At 38.5% G+C, this 16544-nt stretch carries 14 protein-coding genes; 4 read left to right on the top strand and 10 right to left on the bottom strand.

What is annotated here, in order from left to right; genetic code table 11:
* Positions 1 to 14 precede the first annotated feature (14 nt).
* The 8 genes from GJU39_RS19825 to GJU39_RS19790 form a co-directional block, all read right to left on the bottom strand.
* Entirely contained in the window at positions 15 to 1187 is a 1173-nt protein-coding gene (locus GJU39_RS19825; RefSeq protein ID WP_154282743.1) for a glycosyltransferase family 4 protein, read from the bottom strand.
* A gap of 30 nt (positions 1188 to 1217) precedes the next feature.
* Positions 1218 to 1826: a hypothetical protein gene (locus GJU39_RS19820; RefSeq protein ID WP_154282742.1), complete on the bottom strand. Its 609-nt coding sequence runs from the start codon at positions 1824 to 1826 to the stop codon at positions 1218 to 1220.
* Positions 1774 to 2820, bottom strand: coding sequence for a CgeB family protein (locus GJU39_RS19815; protein WP_154282741.1), 1047 nt, complete (start codon positions 2818 to 2820; stop codon positions 1774 to 1776). The genes GJU39_RS19820 and GJU39_RS19815 overlap by 53 nt, the downstream gene beginning before the upstream one ends.
* Before the next feature lie 108 nt (positions 2821 to 2928).
* Positions 2929 to 3978, bottom strand: coding sequence for a CgeB family protein (locus tag GJU39_RS19810; RefSeq protein ID WP_154282740.1), 1050 nt, complete (start codon positions 3976 to 3978; stop codon positions 2929 to 2931).
* 46 nt (positions 3979 to 4024) lie between these two features.
* Positions 4025 to 5665, bottom strand: coding sequence for a hypothetical protein (locus tag GJU39_RS19805; protein WP_154282739.1), 1641 nt, complete (start codon positions 5663 to 5665; stop codon positions 4025 to 4027).
* A gap of 8 nt (positions 5666 to 5673) precedes the next feature.
* Complete coding sequence (locus GJU39_RS19800) at positions 5674 to 7197, bottom strand: lipopolysaccharide biosynthesis protein (RefSeq protein WP_154282738.1); 1524 nt, start codon at positions 7195 to 7197, stop codon at positions 5674 to 5676.
* 31 nt (positions 7198 to 7228) lie between these two features.
* On the bottom strand, positions 7229 to 9589 hold the full coding sequence (locus GJU39_RS19795; protein ID WP_154282737.1) for a GumC family protein: 2361 nt from the start codon (positions 9587 to 9589) through the stop codon (positions 7229 to 7231).
* 3 nt (positions 9590 to 9592) lie between these two features.
* Positions 9593 to 10327, bottom strand: coding sequence for a polysaccharide biosynthesis/export family protein (locus GJU39_RS19790; RefSeq protein WP_154282736.1), 735 nt, complete (start codon positions 10325 to 10327; stop codon positions 9593 to 9595).
* Between the two features lie 412 nt (positions 10328 to 10739).
* Here GJU39_RS19790 and GJU39_RS19785 point away from each other — a divergent pair, with 412 nt between their 5' ends.
* Positions 10740 to 11300, top strand: coding sequence for a UpxY family transcription antiterminator (locus GJU39_RS19785; protein WP_154282735.1), 561 nt, complete (start codon positions 10740 to 10742; stop codon positions 11298 to 11300).
* A gap of 32 nt (positions 11301 to 11332) precedes the next feature.
* Positions 11333 to 11731 carry a helix-turn-helix domain-containing protein gene (locus GJU39_RS19780; protein WP_154282734.1) on the top strand — a complete coding sequence of 133 codons (399 nt, stop codon included), beginning with the start codon at positions 11333 to 11335 and terminating at the stop codon, positions 11729 to 11731.
* Here the strand turns inward: GJU39_RS19780 and GJU39_RS19775 are convergent.
* On the bottom strand, positions 11697 to 11975 hold the full coding sequence (locus GJU39_RS19775) for a hypothetical protein (protein ID WP_154282733.1): 279 nt from the start codon (positions 11973 to 11975) through the stop codon (positions 11697 to 11699). The genes GJU39_RS19780 and GJU39_RS19775 overlap by 35 nt on opposite strands.
* A 401-nt stretch (positions 11976 to 12376) precedes the next feature.
* On the opposite strand from GJU39_RS19775, the gene rluF reads away from it, so the two are divergent.
* Positions 12377 to 13357, top strand: coding sequence for a 23S rRNA pseudouridine(2604) synthase RluF (gene rluF / locus GJU39_RS19770; RefSeq protein WP_154282732.1), 981 nt, complete (start codon positions 12377 to 12379; stop codon positions 13355 to 13357).
* A gap of 95 nt (positions 13358 to 13452) precedes the next feature.
* The gene (gene rlmN, locus GJU39_RS19765; protein WP_154282731.1) at positions 13453 to 14499 is read left to right on the top strand and encodes a 23S rRNA (adenine(2503)-C(2))-methyltransferase RlmN; all 1047 of its coding nucleotides are present in this window, start codon (positions 13453 to 13455) and stop codon (positions 14497 to 14499) included.
* Between the two features lie 4 nt (positions 14500 to 14503).
* On the opposite strand, the gene GJU39_RS19760 is transcribed toward rlmN, so the two are convergent.
* Entirely contained in the window at positions 14504 to 15814 is a 1311-nt protein-coding gene (locus GJU39_RS19760; protein ID WP_154282730.1) for a leucine-rich repeat-containing protein kinase family protein, read from the bottom strand.
* Positions 15815 to 16544 lie beyond the last annotated feature (730 nt).

Here is a 16544-nt window from a genome sequence, read left to right as displayed (position 1 = left end):
TTAAGCAGTTATTATTAATTCAATCTTACTATCCGATCGTAGACCTGCTCAAAGTCATCCATCGCTTTTTTCTTATTAAACCGTTTGGCGTTTTCTATAGATTTTAAGATCAGCTCTTCCTGGTTTGGTGTATTTAAAACATCCTCAACCACTATTGCAGCATCATTTGCCCATTGCCGTGGATTTTCTGTATCTCTTAAAGGGATAAGGAAACCCGCATCACTTACTACTTCCGTCATTGGGGCTTCGTTACTTGTAATTACCGGGCAACCACAAGCCATTGCTTCTGCACTTGGCCAGCCGAAGCCTTCAGCAAAAGAAGGGAAAAGAAAAAGTGATGCACCTGCATAAATCTGGCTGACAATTTCATCACTTTGCCCAACCAGAAAATGAATATCACTGCGGTAGGAAGATTCTTTCTGAACCTTGTCTATAAAATCATCAGGCGGCGGACCAACCAATAGCAATGGAATTCTTTTCTTAGTCATCGAGCGCCAGGCATTATAAATTTCGATGACCCCATTTCTGTTTTTATACCAGTGGTTACCACCCACATGCAGTAAATAGCCATTACTCAAATTAATCCCAAGAGATAATGATAAGGAAGCCCTGACTTTGACTTTATCCAACGGTTTGTAAAACTCTTCAAGGCCGTTATAAATCATATAGGAATTTATTTTCGCCTCAGGCAACAATTTCTTTAAATCAGCATCTGTTTTGTAAGAACTGGTAATAAAATGTTTTCCCTTTTTGAAACCATCACGAATAAACTTCTGATATATTTTCCCGGTGAAACCCACTTCCTGACCTTTAATTTCGCCCATTGCAGACCATTGAGATAGAAAATCGTGACAATGCATAACATGATTTCTGTTTTGCACCAATGGCATCCATGGCCCCTGGGCCTGATCTGTAAAAACGAAAATCGTTTCCTGACTTACTTTTTTAAGCCGTCTTTTTACCTGCATCGGAAACATTACATACTGATCAATATAGCCCATCCATTTTTTTAATTTTGAAGGGAAAGGCAAATCAAAGAAGGTAGATTTCGGCGTCCAAACACTCACCTCATGTGCTTTATCCCTCATGCCATCAACAAGCATATTGGTGAAACGCGGCATACTGGAAAAAGCTGGTCTTTTCTCTGATCCAAAAAAATCAGGGTTTGAAAAGAAAATAATTTGCATAATTTTTAGGTTGAGGCGGGTTTAAATGGTTTAGCTTGCTAAAGCGCAATCAAATTTTCTTCGTTGTGCAGCAAATGCCATAATATGATTAGAAAGTTCAGAGGCACATTGTTTATCAATTACCCGTAAACGCTCTTTGATATTCAGGTTAATTTTATCTGCTATTTCACTTTTTGCAATTACGGAGCAACCTACAGCTAAGGCAGATTTTACTGCACTTAAACCAGGTTCGTTATCTTCAGAAACAATAAGTACATCAATGGCATTGTAATGAATGGATAAATCATGCCGGTCATTCATACCTACATAATACAAAGGCACGCCATAATCGGTAAATGATTTAACTTTCAGCGCTGTAAATTTATCGGCAGCACCTCCTGAATCAATTCCGTATAAATGAATCTTTGATTTAATATGATCCGGCAACTCGCCCAGCATCGAATAAACCAAGCTAAACAGTTCTGGATTTAAGCAATAATCACTAATGGCAACTACAATTGCCGAAGCATCTATTCTGGCTTCAAGCCGCTTGCGATGTCGTTTTTGTCGTTGTTTATCCCGGTCATTGAGCATATAATTTTCGCGGTTAAGTTGCAGTTGATAATCCTTTTTCGAGGATGAGTTTACAGATATCTTCATTACCCAACTTTAGGGTTCTTACTTTTTTCATACCTGCTTTTTTGATCGTTTCTATTTTTGATTCTGCCAGCAGTTTTTTACAGAGCGCCGCACATTCATGAGCATCTTCCCAGAAAACAGCTTCTGTACCCTCCTGGTAAAGTTCCATATGCTCACTGGTGCGTTCTGCGCAAAGCAAGCCACCTGCGTATGGTACTTCCATTGATCGGGTAGTGTGTAAATCGCGGTTACCTTTAGAAAGGAGACCCAGGCAAATCTTTGCACCTTGTATCGCTGCAACATAATCTCTCCCCCCTATACTTGTACCCCGGTAATAAGGCTCGAGCTTTGAAAAATGCTGGCTTTTTGCCCAGCGATCTCCCCAGATAGAAACTGAAATTCCCGCATCTATCAATACATTTAGAAATTCATCTCTATTTTCATTTCGCATCCACGTACCAATAAAGGTAACTTCTGATTTAAATTCAACAGGTATTTCTTCTTCATATAAATAGGGAGCATGGGCGATTTCATCGTAAGACATCATCACCCTGATTAATTTTTTAGCACCCATTGCTTTGAAATCGTCAGCGGTTTTGTTCCGCACTACCGCGATAGCATCATATAATGTAATGGCGCCGAGCAAACTATCAAAACGGCGTCCGTCTCTTTTCCCTGTCGGATCATCAATGCTGTAGAGTATCACCGGACAATTAAACTGCTTCAAAATCTGAAGACATCTTTTACCGAAAAATTCTCCGTTATCCACCCAAATTACATCAGGCTTTATGCCCGATTGGAGAATCTCTTTTAATTTACGTTGAATGAAGGGTTGAACCAGGCGATAGCCACTCCGGAAATTTATAGCCTTTATTAACGAAGACTTAAAAAACTTTGGGAGACCTTCTTCAGCATGATAATGCGTTACCTGATGCCCGATTCTTTCTAAAGCGCTTGCGCGATGGTATGCAGTGGAGTAATTCCAGTTATCACCAAAATATAATATATTAAGCATGAAATTATTTAAATAAGCTTGAGAAATCATTAATCTTTAGAAAGGCCTAAAGCAATTTTAAAATGGGACTAACACCGAAATAAAGCAATGCTTTAAATTATCTCTTCATTAAACCGCGATTGATAATCCTCTTTCAAGGATAAGTCTACAGATATCTTCATTACCCAATTTCAGGGCCCTGACTTTTTTCATGCCGGCATTTTTGATCGTTTCAATATTCTTTTCTGCCAGTAGCTTTTTACAAAGTGCGGCACATTCATGCGCATCATTCCAAAAAACAGCTTCCTTACCATCATCATAAAGCTCAGTATGTTCGCTGGTACGTTCGGCGCACAACATGCCGCCTGCATAAGGTACTTCCAGCGATCGGGTGGTATGTAAATCACGGTTCCCTTTTGAAAGAAGGCCTAGACAAATCTTTGCGCCTTGTATGGCTGCGATATAATCTTTCCCACCTAAATTCGGACCATGATAAAATGGCTTAAGCAACTCGAAATGCTCACTTTTAGGCCAGCGATCTCCCCAGATCGAAACAGAAATTCCGGCATCGATTAACACCTTTAGAAACTCGTCTCTATTTTCATTCCGCATCCACGTACCAATAAATGCGACGTCAGATTTAAAATTTGCAGGTATTTCATCTGCATTTTTGTATGGCGCATGTGCAACCTCATCATAGCTTCTCATTACCCTCAACACATTTTTCGCGCCGAGTAATTTACACTCATCTTCTGTTTCTTTTCTCACCACAGCGATTAAGTCGTACAATTTTATCGCCGATAAAAAACTATCAAACCTTCTTCCGTCTCTTTTTCCAGTCGGATCATCGATGCTGTATAAAATAACAGGGCAGTTAAATTGCTTTAAAATGCGAAGGCATTTTTCACCGAAAAACTCACCATTATCCACCCAAATCACATCAGGTTTTATTCCGGATTGCAAAATCTTTTTCAATTCGCTTTGAATAGCTGGCTGCACCAGGCGGTAACCACTTCTAAAATTCACAGCAGTCATTAAAGAAGACTTGAAATAACCGGGCAGGGTTTCTTCAGGATTATGATATAACAATATCTTGTGGCCAATTCTTTCCAGTGCTTTGGCACGATGAAAAGCAGTAGAAAAATGGCGGTCATCACCAAAATACAATATATTAAGCATTACCTACAATTAGAGTTTGAATATGGTTTGCATTAAACCAATTGGATTATTTGCCAGATTTAATAAATAAACCCGAAAATTTAAAAAGGATGAAATATAAAAACAGACTCTGAACGTAACCCCTGATTAAAAACGTAAAAGGGCCCGCAACGCTTTCTGTAGGCAAATACTGAAAAATAGAAGTTAGCGCCAGTAACCCACACACACTAAAAACAATATTTTGTTCCACTTTACCTTTAAGCCTGTATTTTCGGGTTCCCTTGATAACGAACTTATCGAACAACAGGAATACAGGAATCATAACCAGCCCTAGAATAACCAGGTACCAGTAACCAAATGCGGCCATTCCCGTACCAGACATATTTCCTAATCTATAGCCGCCAAAGGTTGAATTTCCTGCTCCGGCCAAGTTGTAAATGTAATCTCCAAAAGACTGAGCATATAAACTCTCTTTATCAATTCCTGGTTTAACTACCCGCAGTATCGGATCAGGAAGCGCGCCCCAAACATAGTTGATGGTATACGATCTCATTAGCGGATTATTCACACCCACTTTCTCTGCCTGGACCAGGCTGGCATCACTATACTTTATTGTAGCAAAACGAGAGGCAAAAGCATTGTCCAGGTAACGTTCGTCCCAATCACTTTCCAGCTGTCTGTCTTCGAGCCGGCGCAATGCGATAGCCCGGTCATCTTTCATTGCAATCCAGGTCTTTTCAATCAGCTCTTTTTTACTTAAATCCGAACGTTCTGAACGAACAAGCAACATCGCCGTTCCTAAATTGCCAAGTGGTCCGTTCACAAACCAGATTCCGAAAATGGCAAGAATTACGATTTTATAATTAATCTTCGGAACGCTAAAAATACCTATTAATAAACCCAGAAAATAAGCAAAGCCGATTGAAGAAAAGCCAATCATAAATACACCACGACTGTTTCTGGCAATACTAACAATGAAAAGCATAATCGTAAAACCTACCAGAAGATAGATGGTAGGTTTTTTAACTTTACCTACACCACCAAACAGGCTTTTAAAAGGAATAAAATAAGGTGCATAAGCAAAAGGGAATAGCGCTTGAATCGCTTTTCCAGATGCATCACCACTAATTTCTGTTGCCAAGGCCTGGTTAAAAACCAACACATAAATGTTCGCCAGAAATCCAATTAAACCCATAATCCACAACTGTAAATTCTTTGGAGTCTGGAAGAAACCCAATCTTTTTAAAATAGATGATTCACGGTCTCTTTGTACCGGTAACAGCCTGTAAATATAATGCGCAATGAATAGAACAATTAAGACCAGACTTGCGTGGAAAAATACATCCTGCGGTTTTTCCAGATTGTAAACAACAGGTTTGAATTCCATTGAGGTAAACAGCAATGGAAAATAAAATTGTGTAGAGGCAAAGCCAATAACGATGAATAATGATAAAGGATATTTCTTAACCATATCATCGGTAATGATAAACTCCGTTACAATTAACCAAACAATTGCAATGTTGGCCAGCACAATAATGTTATCTGTAGTCCAGAAGAAATAACACTGAAAACACAGTGCAATAAACAGGATCAACCTCGAATAAAACTTCACTTGCCCTAAAAAAGCAGAGCCTACCATCACTTTCACCAGTGGCATGGTTTTCCTACTTTGAAAGGATTTATCTTTTTGATATGCAGAAATATTCATAATATGATTTAATTTTTATTCCCGAATCCGTTCAGTATGGCCTTAGCCTTTATCACCGCCAATTGTGGTAATGTTAACCAGTAACGATAAAGGTTCCATACCAATAAAAGGATCGAAACACAGAGAATTAAATGTTCGTAATTAGGGATAATGATCATCATGATTACTCCTAAACTTGTTAAGGCTACTGATGATAGAGCAATTCTAAAACCTTGATGAGGCCATTGCAAACCTGCATCAACAAGCCACTTCTCTGCAACTTTTGTAAACGCAACCGAAGCTGCAATTTCTGATAAGAGTAAAGCAACTCCGGCACCTTTAATTCCAAAGAGCGGAACAAAAATGATGATACCCAGTACAGCAATTACCGCACTCATAATCGAGATGCTGAGTTGGGGTTTTAACAGGTTATTCCCTTTAACTACCGCAATACCTGGTTGTGATAGCGCAAAAACCAACACACCCAGCGAAAGCAAGGCAAATAACCAGGGATCAAAACTCAGCTTTCCCCTCGTCCATGCACTGTAAATTACCGGGATAAAAGTTTGTACAACCAATAAACAAGGTGCAATTACCGCAATAGTAACAAGCCAGAGTGTTCCAAAGGCAACCTCTGTTCTTTCCTGATCTCGCTTGTGCAAAAAAGTCATCAGTTCTGGCATTAGTGGATTAATAATAGTCCTTAAACCTTGCAAGGCCACATTTGATCCTGTTCTAATCGTCGAAAATACAGCAATACCGGTAGCACCAACAAGTGGAGACATAATCAGCCTTGCGCCCTGCTGACGAATATTTTCTAAAAATCCGGTAACAGATAGATTGGTAGACCTTCGAAAGCTAATCCATCCTAACTCAAAAGAAGGCGAGATCACTTTTATGTGGTGTTTCTTCAACAACCTTAACATATCAAACCAAACCGGAATATCAAAAGCTACTTTAGCGCCGGCCATTACCAGGCCCGCTGTGAGCAGGTCTGCACCAAACACCACGGCAATTGCCGGAGCTACCAACAACACAGTATTGGTTAATACACTCCACCAGGCCATTCTTGGATAGTAACCAAAAGTAGCCATTACCCGGTTTAATAAACCGCCAACGGTATTGCAAAGAAGCCAGATAACCGATTGAATGAACAATACATAAAAGGCCTGGATTGCTTTTTCCTTTAAAGAAGATCCCAGATCTTTAAAAATCATGGGTAAAATATCCAGCCAGTAAATCAGCAAAACCACAACTACCTGGATCAACCCTAAAATCACAGCCACCATCATCCCTGATGATAGAAGTCTACTCATCTTCTTCGGAAAGCGGTCTCCAAGTTTTAAAAACTCGTAAGTCATATACTCCTGAAAACCTAAATCGAAAGCACTAAGCAAACTCGAGAAAGATAAAACAGCAAGCCATAAGCCATAAGTTGCCGCATCCCAGAAGCTCAGATAAAGCGGTACCAATAATATTTGCGCAGCCATTGCTACGGCAATTTGTACCCATGAGGCAATTGTTCCGGATAGTATTCGTTTTGAGGCAGACATGAGTGTGATTAAATAAACTGGATGGGATAATTTAAAACCGCAATGAAAGGTCTGTGAATACGCCTGAGCCCAATTTTTTATTACTTTTTTCAGCGTAGTAGCCGTAATCTAATGCATAGCCAAATCTGCTATCCATATATATCCCGTTAAAAACAATGAACATATTTCTCACTTTTTCCTCCTGATATAATTTTTCAACGAAGTTAAGTTCACTTTTAGCCGTATGGTTATGTCGTACCATATACAAACAAACATCTGCAAATTGCGAAAGAATCAAACCATCCGTAACCAAATGCATTGGCGGTGAATCGATAACAATGTGATCATATTCCGTTCTCAACTGCGCAATCAGATCTGCCATTCTATCACCTTCCAGTAACTCTGAAGGGTACATTGGAATAGGGCCGGAACCAATAATCGATAGATTCTCATTAAAAACAGATGGTTCAATGATGGAACTGAGATCAGTATTACCTTCTAAGAAAGTACTCAGACCAAGAGATGAATTTTTCACCTTAAATATTTTAGCAATTCTTGGCTTTCTCATATCAAGCTCCAGAATGATCGTTTTCTTTCCGGTTGCCGCTAACGATAAAGCGAAATTACTGGCTACAAAACTTTTACCTTCCCCAGCCACACTCGATCCAAATAAAATTACCTGGTTAACTGAACCACTGGTTTGCTGTAAAATATTGGTACGGAGGTTCCGAATCTGTTCTGTAATGGCAAATGCTCCTTTTTTAAGCATCACCAATTCATTTTTTCCACTTTCGTGAATCAATTCTGCAATTACCGGTACCGATGTACCAATCTGGATATCATTAACTGTTAATACCTTGTTGCGAAGGTTTTTTCTGAAAGATAATAAGCCAACCGGAAAAAGCATCCCTAAAAGCAGCGCAACAGTAATTGGTCCTTTTTTCTTCGACTCCGATTTGCCTGCATATGCATTTTCTACAATACGTGCATCTTTCAAAGTAGACGCATAACTTAAGGCTACCTCTTCACGCTTTTGCAGAAGATAAATATAAAGGCCTTGTTTAATATCCATCTGGCGTTTGAAACTAACATACTGGCGTTCTTGTACCGGAATATCTTTAATGGAACTTTCAAACCCGGAGCTAATTTTATGCAACTCACGATTGGTAGAAACCAATGAAGCTTTGATATTGCTAATCGAGTTTTTAATTGCCGTTTTGGTACTTTTTATCTGAGAATTTAACGGAAAAAAGATTGGGTTACTTTCAGGCGCAGTTGCCAGCAACTGATCTTTTTCCAATAATAAAGCACTCAGTTTACCAACTAAAGCAACCAGTCCCGGGTCTTCAATCCCAATGGTTGCCGGCGGACTGGAAGAATTCTTTTCAGAATTTACGTAACGCTCAATGCCGTTAATGATATTCAGCTGTACGCTAACTGCGCCAAGTTTTCCATCATTTGATTGCGCATTATCTAAATAATACTGGCTCTTGGAAGAAATTTCGGTTAAACCAACACTGCTTTTGTAGCCTTCAACTGTTTTTTCTGCCTGAGACAGCTCACGTCTCAAAGAAGTCAAACGGTCATCAATGAATTTTAAAGTGGTAAGCGTTTCCTTATTCTTGTTTTGAATATTCGAATTTTTATAAACGCTGATTAATGTATTCAAAGTTCTGATTCCCCTTAAAGGCACCTGATCTTCAATATTCAGCTCAACCAGTGGCGCTTGTTTGTTAAAACTGGTCGATATTTTTTCCTGGTAAGCAGTTACCGCTGTTTCTAAAGGAACCATATCTACATGGATGGTTTCGCCTTCATAGTTTTTCAGTTTATCTGTAGCCAATAAAGTGAAGCTCCCGAAGTCGGTATTTACAGGTGTTCCAAAATTACCGGCAATTTCCGCTTCATTCTGAATAATTTTAAACTGCTTTCCATCAATAATCTTTACCTCAAAATTTTGTGTGGATAACGAAGTTGCGGGTTTGATTAATTGAATGCGAAAAGGCGATGAAGTGTAAACATCAACCGTTTTAAGTCTTTGTTTCACGCTGTAATTTACCCACAACTGCAAAGAATCAACCACATTTCTAATTAAAGGACGTGATTTAATAATCTCCACTTCACTCTCCACCAGTTTATTACCGGTAGATAGCGATAGCTGCTCCATAGCCGCTTCCTTTACATTGGTCTCTTTATTCTTGTTATCGTTAATGGAGATCTTTGCTTTTACATTGTAAACCGAATTCGTAGAACTGATATATAAAAATGCAAGTACTACGGCTACCATTAAACTGAGTAATACAAGTGGCCAGTGGTAAAGTAAATTACTCGCCAGCTCTGATACTTTATTTTGCTTTACCTCTGCCTGTTCTACAAACGGAGTGTAAATAAATTGCTCATTATTAGTTTTCATAATTTATCTTAAAGAATTGGAAAGAACGATTGCAACGATAGACAGTGCCGAAAGTACCAGACTCACTGTCCGGTAGCCTCCGTCTACTGATGCATATTTGGTTTTGTCTGGTTGTACATAAAGAACATCGTTGTTCTTTAGATAATAATATGGCGAAGTGAAAAGCTTCGCAGAGGTGATGTCTATTGGAATAAATTCTCTTTTGCCGTCTACTTCACGAATAAGCAGAATATTTTTTCTTTTTGCAGTGATATTTAAATCCCCTGCCATTGTTAAGGCTTCAGTAACCGTAACCCGTTCGCTTTGAATCTTATATACATCAGGCTTTAAAACGTCGCCCATTACAGATACTTTGAAATTCAGCATTCTAACAGTAACCGCAGGCTCTCTTAAATAAGTCTTCAATTGGGTCTGTATTTGATCAGCCAAAACACCGGTTGTTAAACCTGCAGCAGGAATCTTACCAATCAGCGGCAGCCTGATTTCACCATTCTGATCTACTAAATAACCTGAAACTCTTGCACTCGAATCGCTATAAGCTTTTGGATTTAAGCTACTTACTGTAATTCCGAGTATATCAGAGTTTTGAATGGTTAATGCACTGAAGTTCTTAATGTCTTCAGTAGTTTGCTTACTCTTGTCCAGATCTTGAAAGTAGGGTACATTCTTGTAAGCGTTACACGCAGAAAGCAATAACATGGCTGTTACTGCATAAAGCAATAGAAATCTTTTTTTCATAATAATGTTGATTACACTGGGGGGTATAGCTTCGCCATTTCACTTACAGTGATCCTTTTTGACGAATTGGAATGCTCGGGGATTTAATTGTGGAGCGTCCTAAAAAGCTTCTGCGAAAGTAGGGGAGATTTTATTTTGAAACGAGTTTTCCAAGCAGTTGGTTAGCAGAACGTGGTATTTTGGGAACATTTTCCTGATAAAATACTTCACAAAAGTGAAAATGTGTTGACTTATGGAAACCAGGTGTACAGATAACAGCCAACAAATCAGTGCTTAAACATAAAAAGAGTATAAAACACTAATTATCAAAGAAATGGGTTTACACAAATTCACATAATGATATACAAATGTAATCTTTAAGCTACATATTTGGTGTATTTTCGGTAATTTTACAACGTCTTACCTATCAAATATGAATTTAACATCCCTCCCGCAACATGCTGCGAGAAAGAAACAGTGGAAAGTAGTATATACACGATCTAACTATGAAAAGAAAGCTCATCAGCTCTTAAGTCAACAAGGATTGCACAGTTTTTGCCCGGTTATTACCATTAAAAGTAAATGGGCAGACCGGTATAAGCTTATCGAAAAACCCCTGTTTCCATCTTATCTGTTTGTATATGTAAGTGCCATTGAAGAACATCAGGTACTGGCCACTACCGGCATTTTAAGCTATATAAATTTCTGTGGTAAGCCAGCAGTTATGCCAGATGAAGACATCAGCAGGATCAATGAGATCCTCTCTAATTATAATGGAATTGAAACAATCAATAGTAAGCGTTTAAGTGTTGGTGATAAGGTATTGATCAATCAAGGCTTTAAAGCAGGTAGCCAGGCCGAAATATTAGAAGTTGAAGAAAAAACAGTGTTACTGGTATTAAATCAACTTGATTGTGCCCTGGTTGCAAAAATTAGAGTAGATATCGGTAATATCATCGCTGATCAGTCAAAAACAATTTCATCTAAACGTTAAATCAATCACTTAACCCCTATCTCATTATCATTATGGAACTCCATCATGGCCAAACAGTAGAAAGAATAATCAGAAGAAACGGATACAGCATCGCAGAACTTGCCCGAATTATTCAGGTTAACCGCAGATCAGTATATAACTGGTTTAATCAAAGACACCTTAAACCAGAAATTATATTTAGAATAGGATCGGTGTTAAATCACGATTTTTCTTCCGAATTCCCGTCATTGTTTGTTAAAGGCGAAACCATTGGCAAGAGTACACTTCATTATACAGAATCTGTAGAAAATGCAGCCGGCACGGGCGATTCAAACTGGAAAGATAAGTATATCGACTTGCTTGAAAAGTACAACGAACTCTTACAACTTTGCATTAAAAACAAAAGTACAGTATTGGTTATTCTGTCGCTGCAATACTTACTATATTTTTGAGAAAAAACCCAAGTTCTTTAAGTAGTTTTATTTGTGGCCTGATTTCGCCGATGGGTGTATGGGCATCAGCACAATTAATCAACCGGTCAGAAATGCAATCAAGCATCACTTCAAAGTTCTCTTTTTCTACAGACATAAAGTCTTCACACTGATTTAGAAAACTAATGTACTCTTCAGCATTAAAAGTGTATGCAGTATCTTTTATTTTAAATAAAGGATTTGGAACTGGAATTTCAGGAGACATTTGATTTAATTATTAGTTGCTTATAAACAATTTTCTGGCTCGTGTAAAGGGAAACATGGTTGACTACAAAATTACGTTTTTGAACCATTATCCCAAAAGCTGATAAAAATGAATCATTTAATGACCTTTTTATATTAAATTTTCAGAAAATAAACTGGTACAACTGCCGTAATTAACTATCCAAAAATAAGACAAATTTTCAGCTTTATCCTCCACATTGTTGGATTCTTTTTACACAGAACAAACCGGCAATGTGTGAAAGATTGAGTATTTATACGCAATTATGTCCTAATCCTGGAATTTGCCAAGCAGGGTAATTCAGTCAATGATATCAGATAAAGTTTTCGCTTTCCGCTCACCAGCGATGATTTATACCAAATTTATTTCCGTAAAATTGTAGCATGAATAACAACCCTGCAACCCGATTAAATAAATTCATTAGCGAAAGTGGATTATGCTCCCGGAGGGAAGCTGATCGTTTTATCGAAAAGGGAAATGTATTTATCAATGGCAAGAGGGCCAAAATTGGCGATCAGGTTTTTGCCGGCGATAGGGTGATGGTAAATGGACATCACATCGAACCAAAAGAAGAAAGCAGCTTCATTCTCCTGGCTTTTAATAAGCCAACCGGTGTGACCAGTACAACAGAATCGAATGTAAAAGATAATATCGTCGATTATATCAACCATAGCGAACGGATCTTTCCCATTGGAAGATTAGATAAAGATTCATCCGGACTTATTTTTCTAACCAATAACGGAGATATTGTAAATAAGATCCTGAGGGCCGGAAATAAGCACGAAAAAGAATATGTGGTTACGGTAAACAAGCCCATAACAGAAGATTTTATTTTTGAAATGAGCAATGGCGTACCCATTCTGGGGGTAAATACCAGAAAATGTAAGGTTCGGCAAATCAGTACATTCGTATTTAATATCATTTTAATTCAAGGGCTAAACAGGCAGATTAGAAGAATGTGCGAGCATTTCGGTTATGAAATAACCAAATTAGAACGAACACGCATCATGAACATCAATCTTAAAGGTATTCCTACCGGAGAATTCAGAGAACTTAACGAAGAGGAAATGGCTGGGATTATGAAAAGTGTAGAGAAATCTTCTTCAGAAGCGACTCCAAAAGCTAAAAGCGCTGGGAAGAAAAAATCAAATACCTGGGAAGAGATTCCGGAGTTAGGAGAAGAAATTAAAAAAAGCCAGAAACCAAAACATTCAGCACCAGCTAAACCAACGCATAAAAAGCATACCGGATCATCTTCGGTTAAGGGCAAAACCGCCGGAAAAAACACCTCGGCCAATAGAAATGCCAGACCTGCAAAAGGCAAGGCAACTGCTAAATCAAATACCAGAGGCAGAACAAGATAACGCGAAAACAGCTAATTGTAAAAATTAAAAGCTGATAGTTAGTCTTTTAGTATAGTCCTTTCAGCTTATACGCTTTTTGAGTACCTTTGCAGCAAATGGTAATAGCAAAAAAGATCGATATCCGCTCACTTGATTTAGCACAGTTGCAACAGCACTTAGTGGTCATGCAACAGCCTGCATTCAGGGCAAAGCAGATTTATCAGTGGTTATGGGAAAAATCAGCTACTAATTTTGATGAAATGAGCAATCTTTCAAAAGATTTGCGCAAAACATTGGATGAAGGATTTGCCATTAATGCCGTTCAGGTAAATAATTCGCAGTTTAGTAGCGATCATACCATCAAAAATACATTCCGTTTAGCAGATGGTAACATTGTTGAAGGTGTACTCATTCCGTTGGAAGACCGCATGACTGCCTGCGTAAGTTCTCAGGTTGGCTGTAGCCTAACCTGTAAATTTTGTGCAACAGGCTATATGGATCGTAAACGGAATTTAAATGCAGATGAAATTTACGACCAGGTTGTGCTAATTGATAAACAGGCTAAACAAAATTATAATAACCCACTTACCAATATCGTATATATGGGGATGGGCGAGCCATTACTTAATTATGCCAACGTCTTAAAGTCAATTGAGCGGATTACCGCGCCCGATGGTTTAAATATGAGTTATAAACGCATTACCGTATCTACCGCCGGCATTGCGAAAATGATCAAAAAACTGGGAGACGATGGTGCTAAATTCAATCTGGCACTTTCTCTTCATGCTGCAGATGATAAGAAACGGAATGAAATTATGCCGATCAACGAAGCAAATTCATTAAAGGCATTGTCTGAAGCCCTGAAATATTATTTCGCTAAAACAAAAAACCCTGTTACTTACGAATACATTGTATTTAACCATTTCAATGATGAGATCTCAGATGCAATGGACCTGGCAAAGTTTTGTAAACATATCCCCTGCAAAGTAAACCTGATTGAATACAACCCAATCTCATTTGCCGATTTTACCAATGCAGAAGGAGATAAAATCGATGCCTTTGCTAACTATCTGAAATCACAGGGAATTACAACCAACATTCGCCGTAGTCGCGGAAAAGATATCGATGCCGCTTGTGGCCAGTTAGCGGTAAAAGAAAGTTAATTAGTTAAAGTGCCGGCTTGACCTCGGCTAATATTGATTCGATTTCCGCGAAACTCGGACGGCTTTTGGTATTCGTTGAATGACATAATTCTTTTAAGAAAGTCAATGCAAGACTAAAATTGTCACTTGTACTTATTTGATATAAAGATAAGAGATCATCAATCAGATACCCGAAAGCGCTTACTTCGATTCGTTCCAGTGCATAGGCATCTGTCAACTGATCTCTATCATACATCGTAGCGGCTCCAAAATCTCCGAATAAGGTATTACCCTCATCATCAATCAGCATATTGTGTGCATATAAATCGCCATGCATAATTCCCCTCTCGTGCAGATGGTTTGCAACTGAAGAAATAGAAGTTAATATATTAATGATCTGCTTTGCAGAATATTTAATGTTCGGATCGAAAACATCACGGGTGCAAGTCTTTAAACTTGGAGGATTTCCGAGATTAACGTAATGTTTTGGGATCAGTTCCATCACCAGACCAGTTTTTGATTCAATCAGATTATCTGTTTTACCGAGAATCTTAACCAATGTATCGTGTTCACCTGCTTCTAAACTCGAACTCATTTCATCTTCCGGATAGCCATCGCTGGTCACATCTCCCTTAAAAACCTTTACTGCTACATCCTGAAGTATGCCGTCTCTTGAAGCGCGGTAAATAGTTCCTGAAGCACCTTCGCCTAATCTATCTTTAATTTGCAGGCTCTCATAAGCAATAACCGGAGCTTCAATTTCCGCAATGGAATTTCTGCTACATGGGTTTCCTGAAATCGCTAACCATGATAATTTCGGCATTGTAAATAACCATTCGGGTACTGCTTCAATTTCATTCGCAGAAAGCCTTAGCAGTGCTAAAGATTTACAGTATTGCAACTCATCTGGCAAAGCTGTTAATCTATTCCCGGCAAGCATTAATTTTTCCATACGGAGACATTTACCAATAGATGTGGGTAAAACCGAAACCTGATTATTGGTCAGAATTAACCACCTTAAGTTTGCCCCTATGGCAGCATTAGGAATATACTCGATCCGATTAGCCTTGAAGCCAACAATATCAAGCAGCGGACAATCTGCTAATACCTGAGGATAGGTAGTGAAATCGTTATTAGAACAAAAGAAAACCTTTAGCTTTTTCAACTTTCCGAAATCTTCCGGCAACTCAGATAATTTATTGTCTGATAAGTCGAGATATTCTAAAGTTTCTGCCAATGTGAAAATCTCTATCGGAAAGTCTGTTAATCCTTCAGAAAGCTTCAAGGAAGTACAACCCTTCAATTCTCCACATTTTAATCCCGTTAACGTCTGCATAATGATACAAAATTTCACAAATATAACATTTATCAATCTAGACAGTTGTAGCAGCTACTAAAAAGTTAAACCCTAAAAGAGGTAAGAGCACAGATTTAACTTTATTATTACCAATACATTAAATTCAGATTAGTATTAATATATAACGGTTATATATTTCATCTATTGCAAGCAGAATTTAAACATGAGTTTAAGCGTCGCTTTTGAGATTTCGTTTCCGTTGATTGTTTTTCGTTGTCCGTTTTGGCTCTATTGCCTTTCCACTTTAGCCTTTCAGCTTATCTCGTTAACTGAGTATTGCTAGTCGTTTTTCGTCTGTCGTAGTTCGTTTTTGGTTCGCTTGCCTTTTCACTTTAGCCTTTCAGCTTTCCGCTTTAGCCTTTCCGCTTATCTATTTAACTGAGTATTGTTAGTCGTTTTTCGTCTGTCGTAGTTCGTTTTTGGTTCGCTTGCCTTTTCACTTTTCCATTTTCCGCTTTAGCCTTTCCGCTTATCTCTTTAACTGAGCATCACTATCCGTTTTTCGTCAGTCGTCGTCCGTTTTTGGCCCTATTGGCTTTCCATTTTATCTCTTTAGTCTTTGTTCCTTGCTCTTTGTTCCCTGCTCTTTGCTCCTTGCTCTTTGTTCCCTGCTCTTTGTTCCTCCAACTTTCTGATAACGCAGAAACCCCTGCAGTTGTTACTGCAAGGGTTCTTTGTTAAATGCCTGATTTGAGGCTTTTAAGATTTG

It is taken from the genome of Pedobacter petrophilus (genome assembly GCF_009674725.1).
GTDB lineage: Bacteria > Bacteroidota > Bacteroidia > Sphingobacteriales > Sphingobacteriaceae > Pedobacter > Pedobacter petrophilus.
The sequence above is the reverse complement of the archived record's forward strand: the minus strand, read 5'-3'. Positions and strand labels throughout refer to the sequence as shown.